Origin of the sequence: Hymenobacter norwichensis DSM 15439 (genome assembly GCF_000420705.1) — a bacterium.
GTDB classification, from domain to species: Bacteria; Bacteroidota; Bacteroidia; order Cytophagales; family Hymenobacteraceae; genus Hymenobacter; species Hymenobacter norwichensis.
On the sequence record NZ_ATVL01000008.1, the window covers coordinates 1 to 14,835 of the forward strand.

The 14,835-nt window shown below is 53.2% G+C and carries 10 protein-coding genes, 1 tRNA gene and 2 rRNA genes; 8 read left to right on the forward strand and 5 right to left on the reverse strand.

Translation table 11 applies throughout. The features are described from left to right. Both G536_RS0111015 and rrf read left to right on the forward strand, forming a co-directional pair. Nucleotides 1-96 (forward strand): 23S ribosomal RNA (locus tag G536_RS0111015); the annotation flags it as partial. An 85-nt stretch (nt 97-181) separates the two neighbouring features. Beyond that, nucleotides 182-293, forward strand: a 5S ribosomal RNA gene (gene rrf / locus G536_RS0111020). 1,040 nt (nt 294-1,333) lie between these two features. On the opposite strand, the gene G536_RS0111035 is transcribed toward rrf, so the two are convergent. The 4 genes from G536_RS0111035 to G536_RS30595 form a co-directional block, all read right to left on the reverse strand. Next, nucleotides 1,334-1,555, reverse strand: a complete 222-nt coding sequence (locus G536_RS0111035; protein WP_157530570.1) for a site-specific integrase — start codon at nt 1,553-1,555, stop codon at nt 1,334-1,336. Beyond that, a complete protein-coding gene (locus G536_RS0111040; RefSeq protein WP_022823655.1) occupies nt 1,527-2,138 on the reverse strand; it encodes a hypothetical protein in 612 nt (203 codons plus the stop codon). The genes G536_RS0111035 and G536_RS0111040 overlap by 29 nt, the downstream gene beginning before the upstream one ends. A gap of 154 nt (nt 2,139-2,292) precedes the next feature. Continuing rightward, nucleotides 2,293-2,365 (reverse strand) — tRNA-Thr (locus tag G536_RS0111045). An 89-nt stretch (nt 2,366-2,454) separates the two neighbouring features. After that, nucleotides 2,455-3,864, reverse strand: a complete 1,410-nt coding sequence (locus tag G536_RS30595; RefSeq protein ID WP_022823656.1) for a L,D-transpeptidase scaffold domain-containing protein — start codon at nt 3,862-3,864, stop codon at nt 2,455-2,457. 384 nt (nt 3,865-4,248) lie between these two features. Between G536_RS30595 and G536_RS0111055 the strand changes: the two genes are divergently transcribed. The 6 genes from G536_RS0111055 (at nt 4,249) to G536_RS0111080 (ending at nt 14,079) form a co-directional block, all read left to right on the forward strand. Then, nucleotides 4,249-6,795 (forward strand): malectin domain-containing carbohydrate-binding protein, encoded by a 2,547-nt coding sequence (locus tag G536_RS0111055; RefSeq protein WP_084708586.1) that lies wholly within the window; start codon nt 4,249-4,251, stop codon nt 6,793-6,795. A 251-nt stretch (nt 6,796-7,046) separates the two neighbouring features. Then, nucleotides 7,047-7,709, forward strand: a complete 663-nt coding sequence (locus tag G536_RS0111060) for an HD domain-containing protein (RefSeq protein WP_026880061.1) — start codon at nt 7,047-7,049, stop codon at nt 7,707-7,709. A 42-nt stretch (nt 7,710-7,751) separates the two neighbouring features. Beyond that, nucleotides 7,752-7,988 carry a hypothetical protein gene (locus G536_RS0111065; protein WP_169515082.1) on the forward strand — a complete coding sequence of 79 codons (237 nt, stop codon included), beginning with the start codon at nt 7,752-7,754 and terminating at the stop codon, nt 7,986-7,988. Nucleotides 7,989-8,136: 148 nt separating this feature from the next. Further along, the gene (gene gyrA, locus G536_RS0111070) at nt 8,137-10,767 is read left to right on the forward strand and encodes a DNA gyrase subunit A (RefSeq protein WP_022823660.1); all 2,631 of its coding nucleotides are present in this window, start codon (nt 8,137-8,139) and stop codon (nt 10,765-10,767) included. Nucleotides 10,768-10,933: 166 nt separating this feature from the next. Beyond that, nucleotides 10,934-12,073 carry a tetratricopeptide repeat protein gene (locus tag G536_RS0111075; RefSeq protein WP_022823661.1) on the forward strand — a complete coding sequence of 380 codons (1,140 nt, stop codon included), beginning with the start codon at nt 10,934-10,936 and terminating at the stop codon, nt 12,071-12,073. A gap of 950 nt (nt 12,074-13,023) precedes the next feature. Further along, the gene (locus G536_RS0111080) at nt 13,024-14,079 is read left to right on the forward strand and encodes a hypothetical protein (protein ID WP_022823662.1); all 1,056 of its coding nucleotides are present in this window, start codon (nt 13,024-13,026) and stop codon (nt 14,077-14,079) included. An 86-nt stretch (nt 14,080-14,165) separates the two neighbouring features. On the opposite strand, the gene hisIE is transcribed toward G536_RS0111080, so the two are convergent. Then, nucleotides 14,166-14,807, reverse strand: coding sequence for a bifunctional phosphoribosyl-AMP cyclohydrolase/phosphoribosyl-ATP diphosphatase HisIE (hisIE, locus tag G536_RS0111085; protein ID WP_022823663.1), 642 nt, complete (start codon nt 14,805-14,807; stop codon nt 14,166-14,168). Nucleotides 14,808-14,835 lie beyond the last annotated feature (28 nt).

Here is a 14,835-nt window from a genome sequence, read left to right on the forward strand (position 1 = left end):
GAAGGGTCGTCGGAGATGACGACGTAGATAGGCGGGAAGTGTAGAGCGCGAAATCGCACAGCTGACCCGTACTAATGACCCGAACGCTTCTACCAACAACGCACGCTGTACCGCTGGTTTTCTTTCTTGCCCTTGTGTCAACAACATGACGCGGTTTCGGAACACGAACTGCGACACCAGTAATGGTGGCTTTAGCCCGGGTGTTCACCTCTTCCCATTCCGAACAGAGTCGTTAAGCCCCGGAGCGCCTATGGTACTGCCTTCATCGGTGGGAGAGTCGGTCGCCGCCAACCTTACTGTACCCCACACCGCCCCTCCGGCCCCGCGCCGTTGAGGGGCGGTGTTGTTTTATAACTCGGCCTACTTAGAGAAGAGGTAAAGAAATAGTATGGTATTAGTTAATTATTCAATTATGTTGGAAGAAGGAATTCTGATCTCACAGAGTTGTAATGAAGACTGGAGATGATAGACGAGAAGGTTCTATGAGAATCCTGTTGCTCGGTGGCAATAAGTCGTTTTATGCCACGTTCAACGATAAGATCATCGACCTCTCTTTCCGAAAAAACTAAACGCGTCTGGATCCTACCTACCATGGACGCCAGCGCGGTGCCTTGCTATCTACTAGCAATAGTAAGGCTACATCTACCGCGTAGACAACAAAGGTAAGGTCGTTGTTCGCGGCCTGCATTTATTATTTGTTGCCCAGTTTGTGTACGCGGGCCGTTAACTTATTGTGGAAGCCGGCCTCAAGTTGGGCGGTCCTATACCGAACCTGTTCAATTAGCCGTTGCACTCCACACTTGCATACCCCGGCTACAGCGGAGCTTCTCGCAATGCCTGACGGAACACAATACCCTAGTGCTTAAGCCCGCCTGAACAAGTCGCTGTGCGACAAGCGTTTGCCCGCCACGGCCAGCGCTACGGTACCCGTCAGCTGCGGGCAGAACATGCGCAAAGCTCTTCCTACTGTCAATCTGCAAAGGCTAACGGTAATGCCCAATCAAGTCATTGAAATCGATGGCCACAACGAAGATGCTCGCCAATTGCTTGAGGATGTTATGCAAGCTGTACGGCAATAATTGTGTGGCGGGCGGTGTGCATGGTCACCAGCTCATACTTATGTAGCGGCGTCTCAACCAAGCTTCCGGCCATTACCTGCACCAACTCCACGGTTGAGGGTGCCCAGCCAGCCGCAGCACCCGCTTCAGGTAGCGGTTCATCACTTTATTGTTCCGCATTGGTAGCAAGCGGGTGCGCTGGCCATCAGCGTGCCGGTCTATCACTAAGGCCGCGTCCGACGTCAGCAGATTCTGACCCGCTTGCGCGTTTTGCTTTAGGTGAGGCGCAACACCCGTCCACCGTACCAGGTTTTCACGTTGCCCGAGTGCAGCAGCAATGAATCGGAGTAGCGTAACCCCATGTAGTAGCAAAACAGAAACACCTCCCGTACCGGCACCAGATTGGCTAGCAGCACCGCTACGCGCAACTTTTCCAGTTCCGCCGCCGATAAATACACCTTATACACGTCAGCAGAAGTGACTTTCAACTGCTTCATATCCACAGCGTATAGCCTCGCTTATTGCTTTGACCGCCGTGTACACGGAGTTAGCCGACAGCTTGCGCTCCATCGTCATAAAAGCCAGAAAACCGTCATGAGCCGCCAGATCGTACCCGCTTACGGTCAGGGGCCGGCCCAGCTTTTTCTCATAACCGGCCAGCCAGTTGCGCACGACCAGGTAATGCCGCAGGGTTTCGTACATGTAGCCCCGCCCGCGCAGCACCGTCCGAAAGTCATCCATCAGCGTCACCAGCCCTTGCTGTTTCTCAACCACCGGCTCTTCAGTTGGGGGCGCCAGCGCTTTGCGCAAGCCTTCCACAGTCGGCGTTTCGCCGGCAGCCCGGAGCTTACGCCACCAGTCATTGACTTGCTCGATGCGCAGCGTCAGATACTGATTGGCTTCGTCGGCTCCCGTGAATGAGCGTCGGAACTGCTGCCGGTCTGCGTTCCATTCGGCGGGCTTGCATTTCTCGCCGGTAGCACATTTGAGGCGGGCACCATCGAGGTACACCACCAGATGCACCGGACAGCGCCCTACGCTGTCTTTTTTATCGGTGCGGAGTACGAATTGGGTAGTCATTGCCGGAGGGGGGCGTTAGGGGGGGCGTGACTCGCGTCGTAAACCCCCGATTTCGCGTCGTAGACCACCGAGCGGCTTAGACGCAAAAAACCCGGAAAACTGCCTCTGCTACGCGAGAAGCCATTTTCCGGGTACTCCGGGTTGTAATTATAAGAGCCTCCTGCCGGGATCGAACCAGCGACCTACTGATTACAAGTCAGTTGCTCTACCAGCTGAGCTAAGGAGGCGTGCTGATGATGCAAAACTAAGTCAGCAAATGCGTTTTCCAAGCCTATTTAAAAAATTTTATGTCGCAAAAACAGGAAATGCCTGATTGTCAAGGCTTGAAAAATGCGGTGGCTACTGCTTCATCTTGGCAATAGATATCGGCGTAAAAGCGAATCTGTTTGTTTTGTACATCGCAGGTGTAGTATCGCACCCGAATTGGCAGACCCTGAGCTAAATCGTAACGACACCGTTCATGAGAGGCAATATTGCGGTGGATATCGGGTAAGGCACCTTGCTGGGCTTCGCGCTTTAGCAGGAAAGTAGCTAGGTCTAGTGGTTTCTCAATGCGGATGCAGCCGTGACTGCGGGCGCGCTTAGGCTCTCGGAATAACGCTCGGGCGGGAGTGTCGTGGAGGTAAATACCATGCTGATTGGTGAAATAGAACACCATATTCCCTAATGCATTGTGCCGGCCAGCCGTTTGTCGAATGGTGTAAGGAAAAGCTTGGGGCGTGAGGCGCTGCCAATTCACGCGCCAAGGATTTACGCGCCGTCCTCGGTAGTCGAGCAGAAAGTAGTTATTGTCGGATAGAAATCCTGGGTTATGTTGAAGTTCCGGTAGAATTTCATTGACTGCAATGCTATAAGGTACGCGCCATTCTGGGGCTGTAACAAACACAGTAATCCGGCTGTCGAGGGTGGGAGTGGGGGTGGCGGGTTTGCCTACCACGATGCGGTGAGTTTGTACCACCTGCCCTCTCTGAACCAGATGGAGCTGATAGGCGGCAATGTTGACCAAGGCGTAGTCGCCGGAGTCGGGGAGGTGTACATCCCAACGCAGGCGCTCCAGGTTAAGGGCTACGCGCCGGAAGTCGGCGGCATTGCCGGTGGTCGGGCGTAGCGAGTCGGGGTAGAGGCGTAGGGTATGGCTCCAAGCCTGCTGAAGCTGCTGATACGCCCGGCTGGTTGGCTGGCAGGTAAGAAAAGTTGGAGAGAAATTAGGGCTGGTTAAAGCCTGGAGTAGCCCGCTGATTGCTTCCTGTGCATGCGGTTGGGTAAATTCGGTAGGTGTAAGCGTGAGCGGATGCAGGCGGCCATAGCGTAAGTGCGTGGAAAAGCGCAGCAGTGCATCGGTGAGGCGCAATTCGAAGCCAGCTAGAGTAGCGGTAGTAGCGGTTTTGGTGGGCGGTAGCTGCAACGAGTCGGGGAGGGCGGACAGCGCCGACCATGAATAGGTTAGCGGGTCAAGACCAAACTCGGGGGCGCTACGTAGCAACGCTAGGGCTTGTCGGGCCTGTTGATTCCAGGTGAGTGAATCTAAGTGGGTCCAGGCAGGAGCGAAGTTGCGTTGTGCATAGAATTGCTGCACGACTGGGCCAGCTACCAAATGAAGCTGCGAGTATGTGGCTGTCGAGCCCAATGCCACAGTATCAAGCGCCATACGAAGCGAACGGGCGGCTGGGGTGGCTAGTAGCTGGGGGATGGTGGCTCGGGCTGGCAGGTTTGCTAGTGAAAACAAACTGCTTGTAGTAGTTAGCCACAGTAAAGTGGTCCGTACATTCCTTCTCAACCGTTCCATAGCACAGGAGCAATAGCGAGAAACGGACAGGATACACCAGCAACGTCTACACGCTCTTTGCCTACTAAAAGATACCACTCTCGGTATGTGAAAACAATAGCTATGTAACTGGTTTTCTGTAAGTATAATGCCTTTGTAAAATATTTATTGCTATATCAATAAATATTTGTATTATAATTGATAGTTTACTTGCGATGCAACTGACATACGCCTCCTATTTGGGGTAGTATCTACATAGTCATAAAGAAGGGAGACACTAGCTGCCTTTCTCTTTCTGCTCTATCCAGCGAGTTCTGTTATTTAACACTTACCTGACTATCCTGTATGAAACTAACACCTCTTCACCACGCCTATAAGCAAGCAGCATGGGCATGCTTGTTACTATTTAGTGTACTCTTTCCCCGGTATGGGTTCACGCAAAACGCAATCTATCGGATAAGTGCGGGCGGAGCAGCTTTACCAACTTCTATCGGTAGCTTCAGTGCTGATCAGTACTTTTCAGGCGGTAGTACAGCTACAGCTAGCTCTAGCGTGAGTATTGCGGGTACTAGTGACCCTGCGCTGTACCGTAGTGACCGGAACGGCGCATTCACGTACGCTTTGCCAGTAGCCAACGGTACTTACACCGTGGTGCTTCACTTTGCTGAATTGACCTTCACGCGAAACAACCAGCGGGTGTTCGATGTAAATGCCGAGGGCAGGAAAGTGCTGGCTAACTATGATATTGCGCGTAAAGTTGGAGCCCTATCGGCCACCACCGAGCGGCTGACAGTAACTGTAGCGGATGGGGCGCTGACGCTAGCTTTTATTGCAGGTAAGGCCAGCGTACCAAAAGTGTGCGCTATTGAGGTTCTCTCGACGGCACCGGCTTGTTCCCTAGCTGCTCCCGTTGTTGCTGCGCCCAACGTGTATTGTGTTGGCAGTATGGCAGCGCTGTTAAGCAGTCATGTCACGCTAAGTGGTGGGGCTACGTTGCTGATTTATACGAGTGCCACCCAAGGTAGTCCGATACCCGATTTTCGGCCGTCCACTAGCATTGCGGGCACTAGTATCTATTATGTTGCGCAGGTGGCCGGAGGCTGTGAAAGCAGCCGGACTGCCATTGCTGTAACGGTCAATGAGCCTGCCAAGCCTGGTGTAACCACTCCGCTAGCATACGTGCAAGGAACTGTTTCGGCTCCTCTAAGCAATAGCGTAGCGCTGGCAGCTGGCGCGGCGTTGCGCATCTATACTACGGCCAGCGGCGGTACGGCGCTACCTGCTACCTTCCAGCCCCCAACCAACACCGTAGGGAGCGTAACGTACTATGTGGCGCAAGTAGTGCAGGGGTGTGAAAGTGGCCGTGAGGCAGTAGTGGTTACTATTACGGCCCCTACTACGCCACCTTCTCCTCCTTCCACCACCGGCACCTATACCATTACGGCTACCTACTCGGCCTTGCCAGCTGCCCGTACGGCCACCCATGCGCTACTTAAATACAACAAGCGTATTGGGCTGCAACTCACCGACGACGACGGTGGCAAAGTAGACGTTACTTGCATTCCGCAGGTGCTTCATGGAGGAACAGCCGCGGATGGGGTGACGTACCCCGGTATTACTTATACCGATGGCGCTGGCCGTAGCTTACGGCCGGGCTTTACCTTTGCGGTAACTACGCTCATCAATGGCCAGCCAGGGCGCGACGGGGCACCAAATGCGGCGTATGCTACGTGGGCTGAATTACAACCACTCCGGGCTCAACGGACCATTGGTTTCTCCAACCATTCCTCTAACCACGGCCCCGACTACCCGGCCACTCAGCTGGCCGATGCCGACGCTACGTTTCTGCAAAAGCTCGACCTTATTCCACGGACCGTAACAGTGCCCGGCGGATTTCCCGGGTTTGTGGCCGCTACTATTGCTGATCCTAAAAAACTAGCGGTTATTTCGCAGGGTTATGGTTCTAATGGGGAAAGTGCCGATGGGCATTTCAGTGAGGTGCGTTACCTGGATAAGGTCTCGGTGCCCTACGATCCGCCAACAGTGCTAATTCTTACCCGTTATTTTTTCAACCAGGATTGGGGAACCCCTGCTAAAGCATGGGTCGACGAGAAGTTTCAACTAGCCACCGAAGAATACAATGCTGGCCGTCGGGTGATGCTCTCGGGCTTTGACCATTTTCCGCAGAGCCAGACGGCCAATTTAGCGGCCTTTTACGCCTATGTTCAACGTCATCCGCTGAATGTAGGTGGCGATAATGTTTGGTTCGCCAACTTGCAGGAATTTGCCGAGTACGAAGAAATGAAGAAGAAATGCCCCATTAGTGCGCCCGTGGCGAACGGGAACACACTAACCTGGACCGTGGATAAGTCGGCGCTGCCCTCGTATAGCTTGTATCAGGATGCCTCCCTGCTGATTCCGACCGAGGGCTTACAGAACGTTTCGGTTACTGGGGCCGACAGTTTCTCGGCGAATGTGGTTACGGGCTTGGTCAATATTGCCAAGCTTAATGTAGCAACCCTGACGGCCACGCGGGGAACAACTGGTGCGGTGGTCGGCACCGAGTCAACCACTACGGCGAAGATCAAGACAGCAGGTGCAAGCACCGCTCCGCAGAAATTGAAGTCTGGTGAGGCTGAGGTGAGTGTTTATCCGAATCCGGCCTCAAAACAAACTACTGTGGCTTTCACGCTGCCAACGGCAGAGCGTTACGCGCTTATGCTCTACAACGAGGAAGGTAGGTTAATTGAGCGCATAGCCTCCGGCACCGGGCAAGCCGGTACGCGCTACAGTTACGCCATTAGCAGCCGCAACCTAAGCTCCGGAATGTACCTGATTCAGCTAATTACTGGTAATGCCAGCAAGATGTTCCGGCTGCATGTGCGTCAATAGTGGCGTCGTAACCGGCGTGGACCGGCTGTGCTGGTGGTAGATGCTGCGGAAATGTTAGACGGCGGGATACGTGTTTTATCTGTCTGGCAATGGTGCGTGGCTAGCCGACTATGCGCCGGTGTAGTCTCTGTGGAAATTATAGGACGAGTGAGGGAAATAGGAGGGAAGTGCCGGGTTTCTCGCGGCTGTGGTGTTGCTTTGTGGTGCTCCGCTATTTTGCGGTCGGCGTCTTACCTCCCATTTTCCGCCTTGTGACTACCCCTGACCTGGTTACCCGTACCGCTAATTTTGTTCGCGAAAAATTCCTGCATGAAGGTTCTGGCCACGACTGGGAGCATATCCGGCGGGTATGGCAGGTGGCTCGCGCCCTAGCCCGCGACACGCCCCATGCCGACCCACTGGTGACCGAGCTGGGCGCTCTGCTCCACGACGTAGCCGACTGGAAGTTTCATGATGGCGACGAGGAAGCCGGCCCACGTGCTTCCCGCGCCTGGCTGGAAAGCCAGCAGGCGGAGGAACGGGTTATTCACGCCGTGGAGGCCATTATCCGTGAAATCAGCTTTAAGGGCGTTGGGGTGCCCACACCCATGAGTACCGTGGAGGGCGAGTTGGTGCAGGATGCCGACCGGCTTGATGCCATTGGGGCTATTGGGGTGGCGCGGGCGTTTGCCTACGGTGGCCACAAAGGTCGTCCGTTGCACGATGCCAGCATTGCGCCAGTGCAGCACGCGTCGTTCGAGAGCTACAAGAAAAACACGGCGCCCACCATCAACCATTTCTACGAAAAGCTGCTGCACCTGCGCGAGCGGCTGCACACGCCTGCAGCCCGCCGGGTAGCTGAGGAGCGCCACGCCTTTATGGAGCAGTTTCTTGCCCAGTTTCTGCGGGAGTGGAACGGCCAGGACGTAGGGTAGATGCCGGGGCCCTTGGGTTTGAATATCTTTGCCGCCATGAAAATGTATACGCTATTCCTGCGGCTGCTCTGGCCGTTGCTGCTGCTGGTTGTCGTTTCTTCGTGCCGCACCTGCCCCATCCTGTCGTGCCACACCCGCAAGGTGCACTTTCATGATGGAGTGAAGTACCGGGGGCAGCCGATTTTCAAGAAACAGAACCCCGCTATTGGGGAGAAAATCAAGGTGTATAATCCCCGTTCGAAGAAGCGTAAAGCCGACAAGAGCAAGACCTTGCGCTAAGCAGGATAACAAGGCTGATGAACCACCGAAATCGGGGTTAAATCTAAATAAAACGGGTTTTTTTGCCTATCTTGCAGGCTTAACGCAACCATCATTCACGGTGCCGGAACTGCCTTCCAAGCAGCGGCCGGCCGACTAAGTTCTCCCTATGGCGGAAGGCGAAAAAATCATTCCGATTAACATCGAAGACGAGATGCGTGGCGCCTACATCGATTACTCGATGTCGGTTATCATCTCCCGGGCCTTGCCTGACGTGCGCGACGGCCTCAAGCCTGTGCACCGGCGCGTGCTCTACGGCATGAGCGAGCTGGGCGTCTCTTACAACAAATCCTACAAGAAAAGCGCCCGTATCGTGGGCGAAGTACTAGGTAAGTATCACCCGCACGGCGACTCGTCGGTGTATGATACCATGGTGCGCATGGCTCAGGACTGGAGCTTACGCTATCCGCTTGTGGACGGGCAGGGTAACTTTGGTTCGGTTGATGGCGACTCGCCGGCGGCCATGCGTTACACTGAGGCCCGTTTGAAGCGGCTGGCCGACGAAATGCTCGGCGACCTGGACAAGGATACGGTTGACTTTCAGCCCAACTTCGACGACTCGCTGGAAGAGCCCAGCGTAATGCCCTCCAAGTTTCCGAACCTGCTGGTAAACGGCACCACGGGTATTGCAGTGGGTATGGCCACCAACATGCCGCCCCACAACCTGACGGAAGTGGTAAACGGCATCATTGCCTACCTGGATAACTCCGAGGTGACGATTGCCGAGCTCATGGAGCACGTAACGGCGCCGGACTTCCCGACGGGTGGTACCATCTACGGCTACGAAGGCGTGAAGCAGGCCTTCGAAACGGGCCGTGGCCGGGTGGTTGTGCGGGCCAAAGCGCACGTAGAAACCTTGGATAGCGGTAAAGAGCAGATTGTGGTGACCGAAATTCCCTACATGGTGAATAAGGCCTCGATGATCGAAAAAACCGCCAGCCTGATCAACGAGAAGCGCATTGAAGGCATTGCCGACCTGCGCGACGAGTCGGACCGGGACGGGATGCGTATTGTGTACGTGCTCAAGCGCGACGCCATGCCCAACGTGGTGCTCAACCAGCTTTATCGTTACACCCAGCTGCAATCCTCGTTTGGTGTCAACAATGTGTGCCTGGTAAAAGGCCGCCCGATGACGCTCAACCTCAAGGAGTTGATTCACTATTTCGTGGAGCACCGCGCCGACGTAGTCGTGCGCCGGACTCGCTACGAACTGGCGGAAGCGCAGAAGCGGGCGCACATTTTGGAGGGCTTACTTATTGCCCTTGACCATCTGGACGAAGTTATTGCGCTGATTCGCGGTTCCCGCGACGGAGAAGTAGCACGGGCGCAACTCGTGGAGCGGTTCTCGCTTAGTGAAGTGCAGGCCCGCGCTATTCTGGACATGCGTTTGCAGCGTTTGACTGGTCTGGAACGTGACAAAATCGTGCAGGAATACGACGAGTTGATGAAGCTGGTCGATTACCTGAAGTCAGTGCTGGCGTCGGATGACTTGCAGCGGCAAATCATCCGCGACGAGTTGCTCGATATTCGGGAGCGGTACGGCGACAAGCGGCGTACGGGCATCGAGTACGCCGGCGGCGACTTCTCGATGGAAGACATGATTGCTGATGAGAGCATGGTGATTACCATCTCCAACGACGGTTACATCAAGCGCACGGCACTAGCGGAATACCGTACGCAGGGTCGGGGAGGAGTAGGGGCCCGGGGTGCCGCTTCCAAGCAGGACGACTTCACGGAGCATCTGTTTGTGGCTACTACACACGAGTACCTGCTGTTCTTCACCGAGTTAGGTCGGGTGTTCTGGTTGAAAGTGTACGAAGTGCCCGAGGCTGGTAAAGCCGCCAAAGGTCGGCCGATTCAGAACCTGATTGAAATTCCGCGGGAAGACAGCGTTCGGTCGGTGCTGAACGTGCGCGGTTTGCGCGACCCAGATTATCTGGAAAACACTTATCTGATGTTCTGCACCGAGCAGGGCACGGTGAAGAAAACGCCGCTCGAAGCCTACTCACGGCCCCGGACGGCGGGTATCAACGCCATTACCATTAACGAAGGTGACCGGCTGCTCGACGTGCAGTTGACGAGTGGCAACTCGGAAGTGGTAGTAGCCCTGCGCTCGGGTCGGGCGGTGCGCTTCCCGGAAAGCAAAGTGCGCTCGATGGGCCGCACGGCTGCCGGGGTACGCGGTATCACCCTCGGCGACGAGCAGGATCGGGTAGTTGGGATGGTGTGCATTGCTAACGACAGCCAGGAAGAATTGCTGGTAGTTTCTGAGAACGGCTACGGTAAGCGTAGCCCGCTGGAGGAATACCGCATCACCAACCGTGGTGGTAAAGGCGTGCGCGCTATGAAAATTACCGAGAAAACCGGCGCTTTGGTTACTATTAAAGCTGTTTCAGACTCTGACGATTTGATGATCATCAACAAGTCGGGTATCACTATCCGGATGAGCGTGGCCAAGGAACTGCGTTCCATCGGGCGGGCCACCCAGGGGGTGCGCTTGATTCGGTTGAGCAACGGCGACGCTATATCGTCGGTAGCCAAGGTAGCGGCCGAAGACGAGAAAGAGCTTGCTGATGAAGCAGTCGTTGCTGGTATACTCGCCGGAACAGAAGGTAGCCTTGATGGGGTAGCTGGTATGGCTGCCGACGTTGAGGACACTGTGGATGTGGACGACACAGACGACGACGATACTGATGAGCCGGAAGAGGAAGATGACGACTCGGCCGATGATAATGAGTAAATAGTAGTTTTGCGGTCTGAGCAGGAGGGATGCTTCTCTGAATTTATAGAGGTGTTCCTTCTGCTTTGACCCATATTTATAGAAAACCGGCAAGCTGAACTTTGCGCCGGCTTCTCCCGTTTGTTCAGCAATTCCTTTCCACCACATTCTTCACGCAAACCTCCCCATGAAGAAGATTTTTCTGACGCTTGTAGCTGCTGCAGCTTTAACTTCTGCTTCGGCCCAAAACTCGGCTGTAACCAATGCCATCCTGAATCAGCGCCAGGGCTTGCTCGACAAAGCCCGTGTTGAGATTGATAAGGCCATTGCCAACGAAAAAACCTCCACTAAGGCCAAAACCTGGTATACGCGCGGCGAAATCTACGACGCCATGACCAGCAACCCGATTTACAGCAAAGGGCTGAAGCCGGGTGAAGGTACTAGCGTTGCCTATGATTCGTATAAGAAAGCTATTGAGCTGGACGGTAAAGATGGCGAGTTCGGTAAGCAGGCCGCCGCTAAGTTGGATAACTTGTATGGTTTGGCGCTGAACGCCGGCGTGGAAAGCTACAATGGCAAAAACTACGACGAAGCAATGAAGTCGTACAAAATGGCCCAGCAAATCCGTCCGCAGGATACCACGGCGTATCTATATGCTGCTTATGCTGCTGAAGCAAAGCAAGACTATGCCGCTGCCAAGCAGACGTACAGTCAGCTACAGGGTATGAACTATAAGTCGGCCCAGATGTACGGCCGTATGCTGGAAATTGCCCGTCAGGAAAAAAACGAAGCAGAATACAGCAAAGTGCTACAAGGCGCGCTGGCTGCGTATCCGAACAACAAGAACTTTGTACTCGAAGACTTGAACCGCCTTATCAGCGCTGGTCAAGATAAGCAGGCAATTGATAAGTTGAAGCACGCCATTGAGTTGGATCCAAGCAACTCCAACTTGCAAACCGTTCTTGGCTCAGTATATGATAAGCTGAAGCAGCCGGAGCAGGCATTGGCGGCATATCAGAAAGCCGTTGAACTGGATCCGAAGAACTTTGATGCTCAGTATAACGCTGGGGTATATTACTTCAATAAAGGTGCTGAAGTAAGCAAGGCGCTGAATGGTATGAGCTTGGCGACCTACCAAAAAGTAGGTAAAGCCAAGGAGGCTGAATCGAAGAAGTATTTCCAGCAGGCAATTCCTTACTTCGAAGCTGGTCTTGCAGTCAATCCGAAAGACAGAGCTTCAATGACTGCTTTGCAGAAAGCATACACCCAGCTAGGGCGCACGGCTGATGCAAACCGGATGAACACGCAGATGTCAGGAGCCAACTAACTAAGTAAACAAACCTCTCATACAACAGGAGAGGTTTGTTTTTGAAAGCTCTACTTAACATAATATAAATTATAAGACAAATATGGTTTGCTTTAGTACGTGGTCTACGTCTACTACGGATTGAATTGCCTGACCGAAACTGAGACTGTCCACTGGCATGAACTACAATGGCTGTACTGAATCCAACCGTGCAATTGTTAGTGTTCCAGGATGCCGGGTGTCAGTTTTATAGTATTTGGCTCGACAAGAAAAACTGGCCTCGGTGGTTCGACCACCAACCATTTCGTTTGCTTCAATGTAATTGCCAAACAGCATAAAGAAACCGAAGCTATAGTAGCCTCCCAAGTCCTCTCAATTCCAAGTGCCGGGTGGTAGCTAGTATCGTTGACTAGCAACCTAGAGCTGGCTTTGGGTCGGCTTGCTTACCGCTGAAGCGACATTGAGCCAGCAGTAATAAAGCGCTTGTAGAAACATACATGCGTATCATCTAGAGAACAAAGCTCTGGTGTAATCTGAAACACATAGCAGCCAGTTGCACATAAGCTTCTATGAACATAACCTTCTTTGCTCCTCTCCTCTTTTAGCTGCGCAACTGATTTGCGCATGGCCATCTGTTTGCTTTGTTTTGGCTGTTATAAGGACACCTGATTACTACAGGATCAAATTGTCAGGCTATTCAGTGCAAGGTGTAATAAGAGCTAAATACCTGTTTCAAATAGGTGCTTATCCATCCCGGCCCGCCAGCCCGCGTGACGATAGTTTGGTATATAATCTACTACAGTAAGAAATAGTGTGAAAGTCATTAAACAGGGAGGCTAATAAAGATACAATAGTAAATAAAAGCATAAAAAGTATAAGAAAGTATAAATTATTTAGGCTATTTTATACTCTGATCTACTTTTACATACTTATTTTTCTTATACTTGCTTTTCACTTATTCAACTAGCTTTATGCCTAAAACCATAGACTACCCAAGGACCACATACCAGAGTGCCTGGGAGGTATCTGAAGTGGTAGATGATACAGGAGGTAAATGTTCCATTGAAACGTGTGCCCGTAAGCTTAATCGTAAAGTCAGTGGCTCCTTTAAAGCTATTCTAGGTTCAGCAGTTAAGTTTGGCTTGCTTACCAGTAAACGGGAGTTACTAACAACTACGAACCTGTTTCGGCGCATCAAACATGCCTACGACAAACAGGAAGAGATACTGTACCACCGGGAAGCTTTCCTCCACCCACCACTCTTCACCCAGATATGTCGCAAGTTTCGTAACCGGGAATTACCAGTACACATGTTTGACATCATGCTTATCCGAGAGTTTGGTGTCGAAGAAATCAATGCTCAGAATGTATCCAAAGCATTTGTGGAAGGTGCACGCATGACGGGTATTATTGATGAACGGAATGTAATTGCTGATATCGACCAGCTTTCAGCACAACAAGGTCCCCGGCGGGAACTGGCCAGCGGGGAGATGCCACTAAATCTGTTTAAGGGAGCTACTGAGTCTAAAGCAGCGCCGGCACCAGCAGGTGACCTGAATACTACCGACGAATCTGACGGAACACAACCGACGGATGATGATTTAGACCAGGATACTGCTTCCCCTAGTATAAGCTCCAACAGGGCATTTGTACCTAACCCAGCTGTCAGCAGACCTGCTGCTCCTGAAAGTGCGGACATGGACCCTATATCTGCTTTATTTGGCCTTCATGGCTCGGCTCCAGCTTCGGTAAACAGCTCCACTCCAATCCCTGCGCCTGAAGCATATAATAAAGCACCGTCTTATACCCCTCCGGCTACGGAAGCATCTCCAGCGGAAACTCCTCCCACTTACCGCCCAACTCCGGTCGCGGCACCAACGCCGCCTGCTCCCTCCACTTCGGGCTCTCCTACCTTCATGATCCACATCAGCGGTCCGGGGCTAGACACCCAACTCCATATTCAGGATACCGACGACCTAGAGATTGCGCGCATCCTGTTGGACAAGATTCGTAGGCAGTTAACCTAGTATTACATAGTAAATTTCATATATAAATTAAAAAGCCTCGCTCGTATACGGGCGAGGCTTTTTCTGTGGCGGGCAAACTGACTTAACTATCCTTCACGGCGTATTCCTTGCGAGATAACGCTGTGACGCTGACGGAGCACTGCTACAATATCTTCCAGACTGAGACCGGAGGCGGTGAGTAGTACCACTAAATGGTACAGCAGGTCCGCTGCCTCGCCTTTTAGTCCTTCCACATTACCAGCTACGGCATCAATAACCGTTTCCACAGCCTCCTCTCCTACTTTCTGGGCCATTTTCAGGAGTCCTTTCCGAAACAGCGAGGCTGTATAGGAATTAGGCTCCTCCTCGGGAAACTGATGCCGCCGCTGCACCAGCCGCTCCAGTTCCGCCACAAAACTGATAGCCGGCGCCGGATACGCCTGCTGTTCTGGCTGCTCAAAGCAACTGGTGGTACCCCGGTGGCAGGTGGGCCCGTCGGGGATGGCCAGGATGAGTAGGGCGTCCTGGTCACAATCGGGGTGGATACTGACTACGGTGAGAAAGTTGCCACTGGTTTCACCCTTGGTCCAGAGCCGTTGCTTGGAGCGGGAAAAAAACGTTACTCGTCCCTCCTGCTGCGTTTTCGTTAAGGCTTCCTCGTTCTGATAGCCCAGCATCAGCACCTGCCCGGTATGGGCATCCTGCACGATAACCGGCAGCAAACCGTCGGGCATTTTAGCGAAATCCATAGTTGATTGTTCGTTATTGGTTTATAGT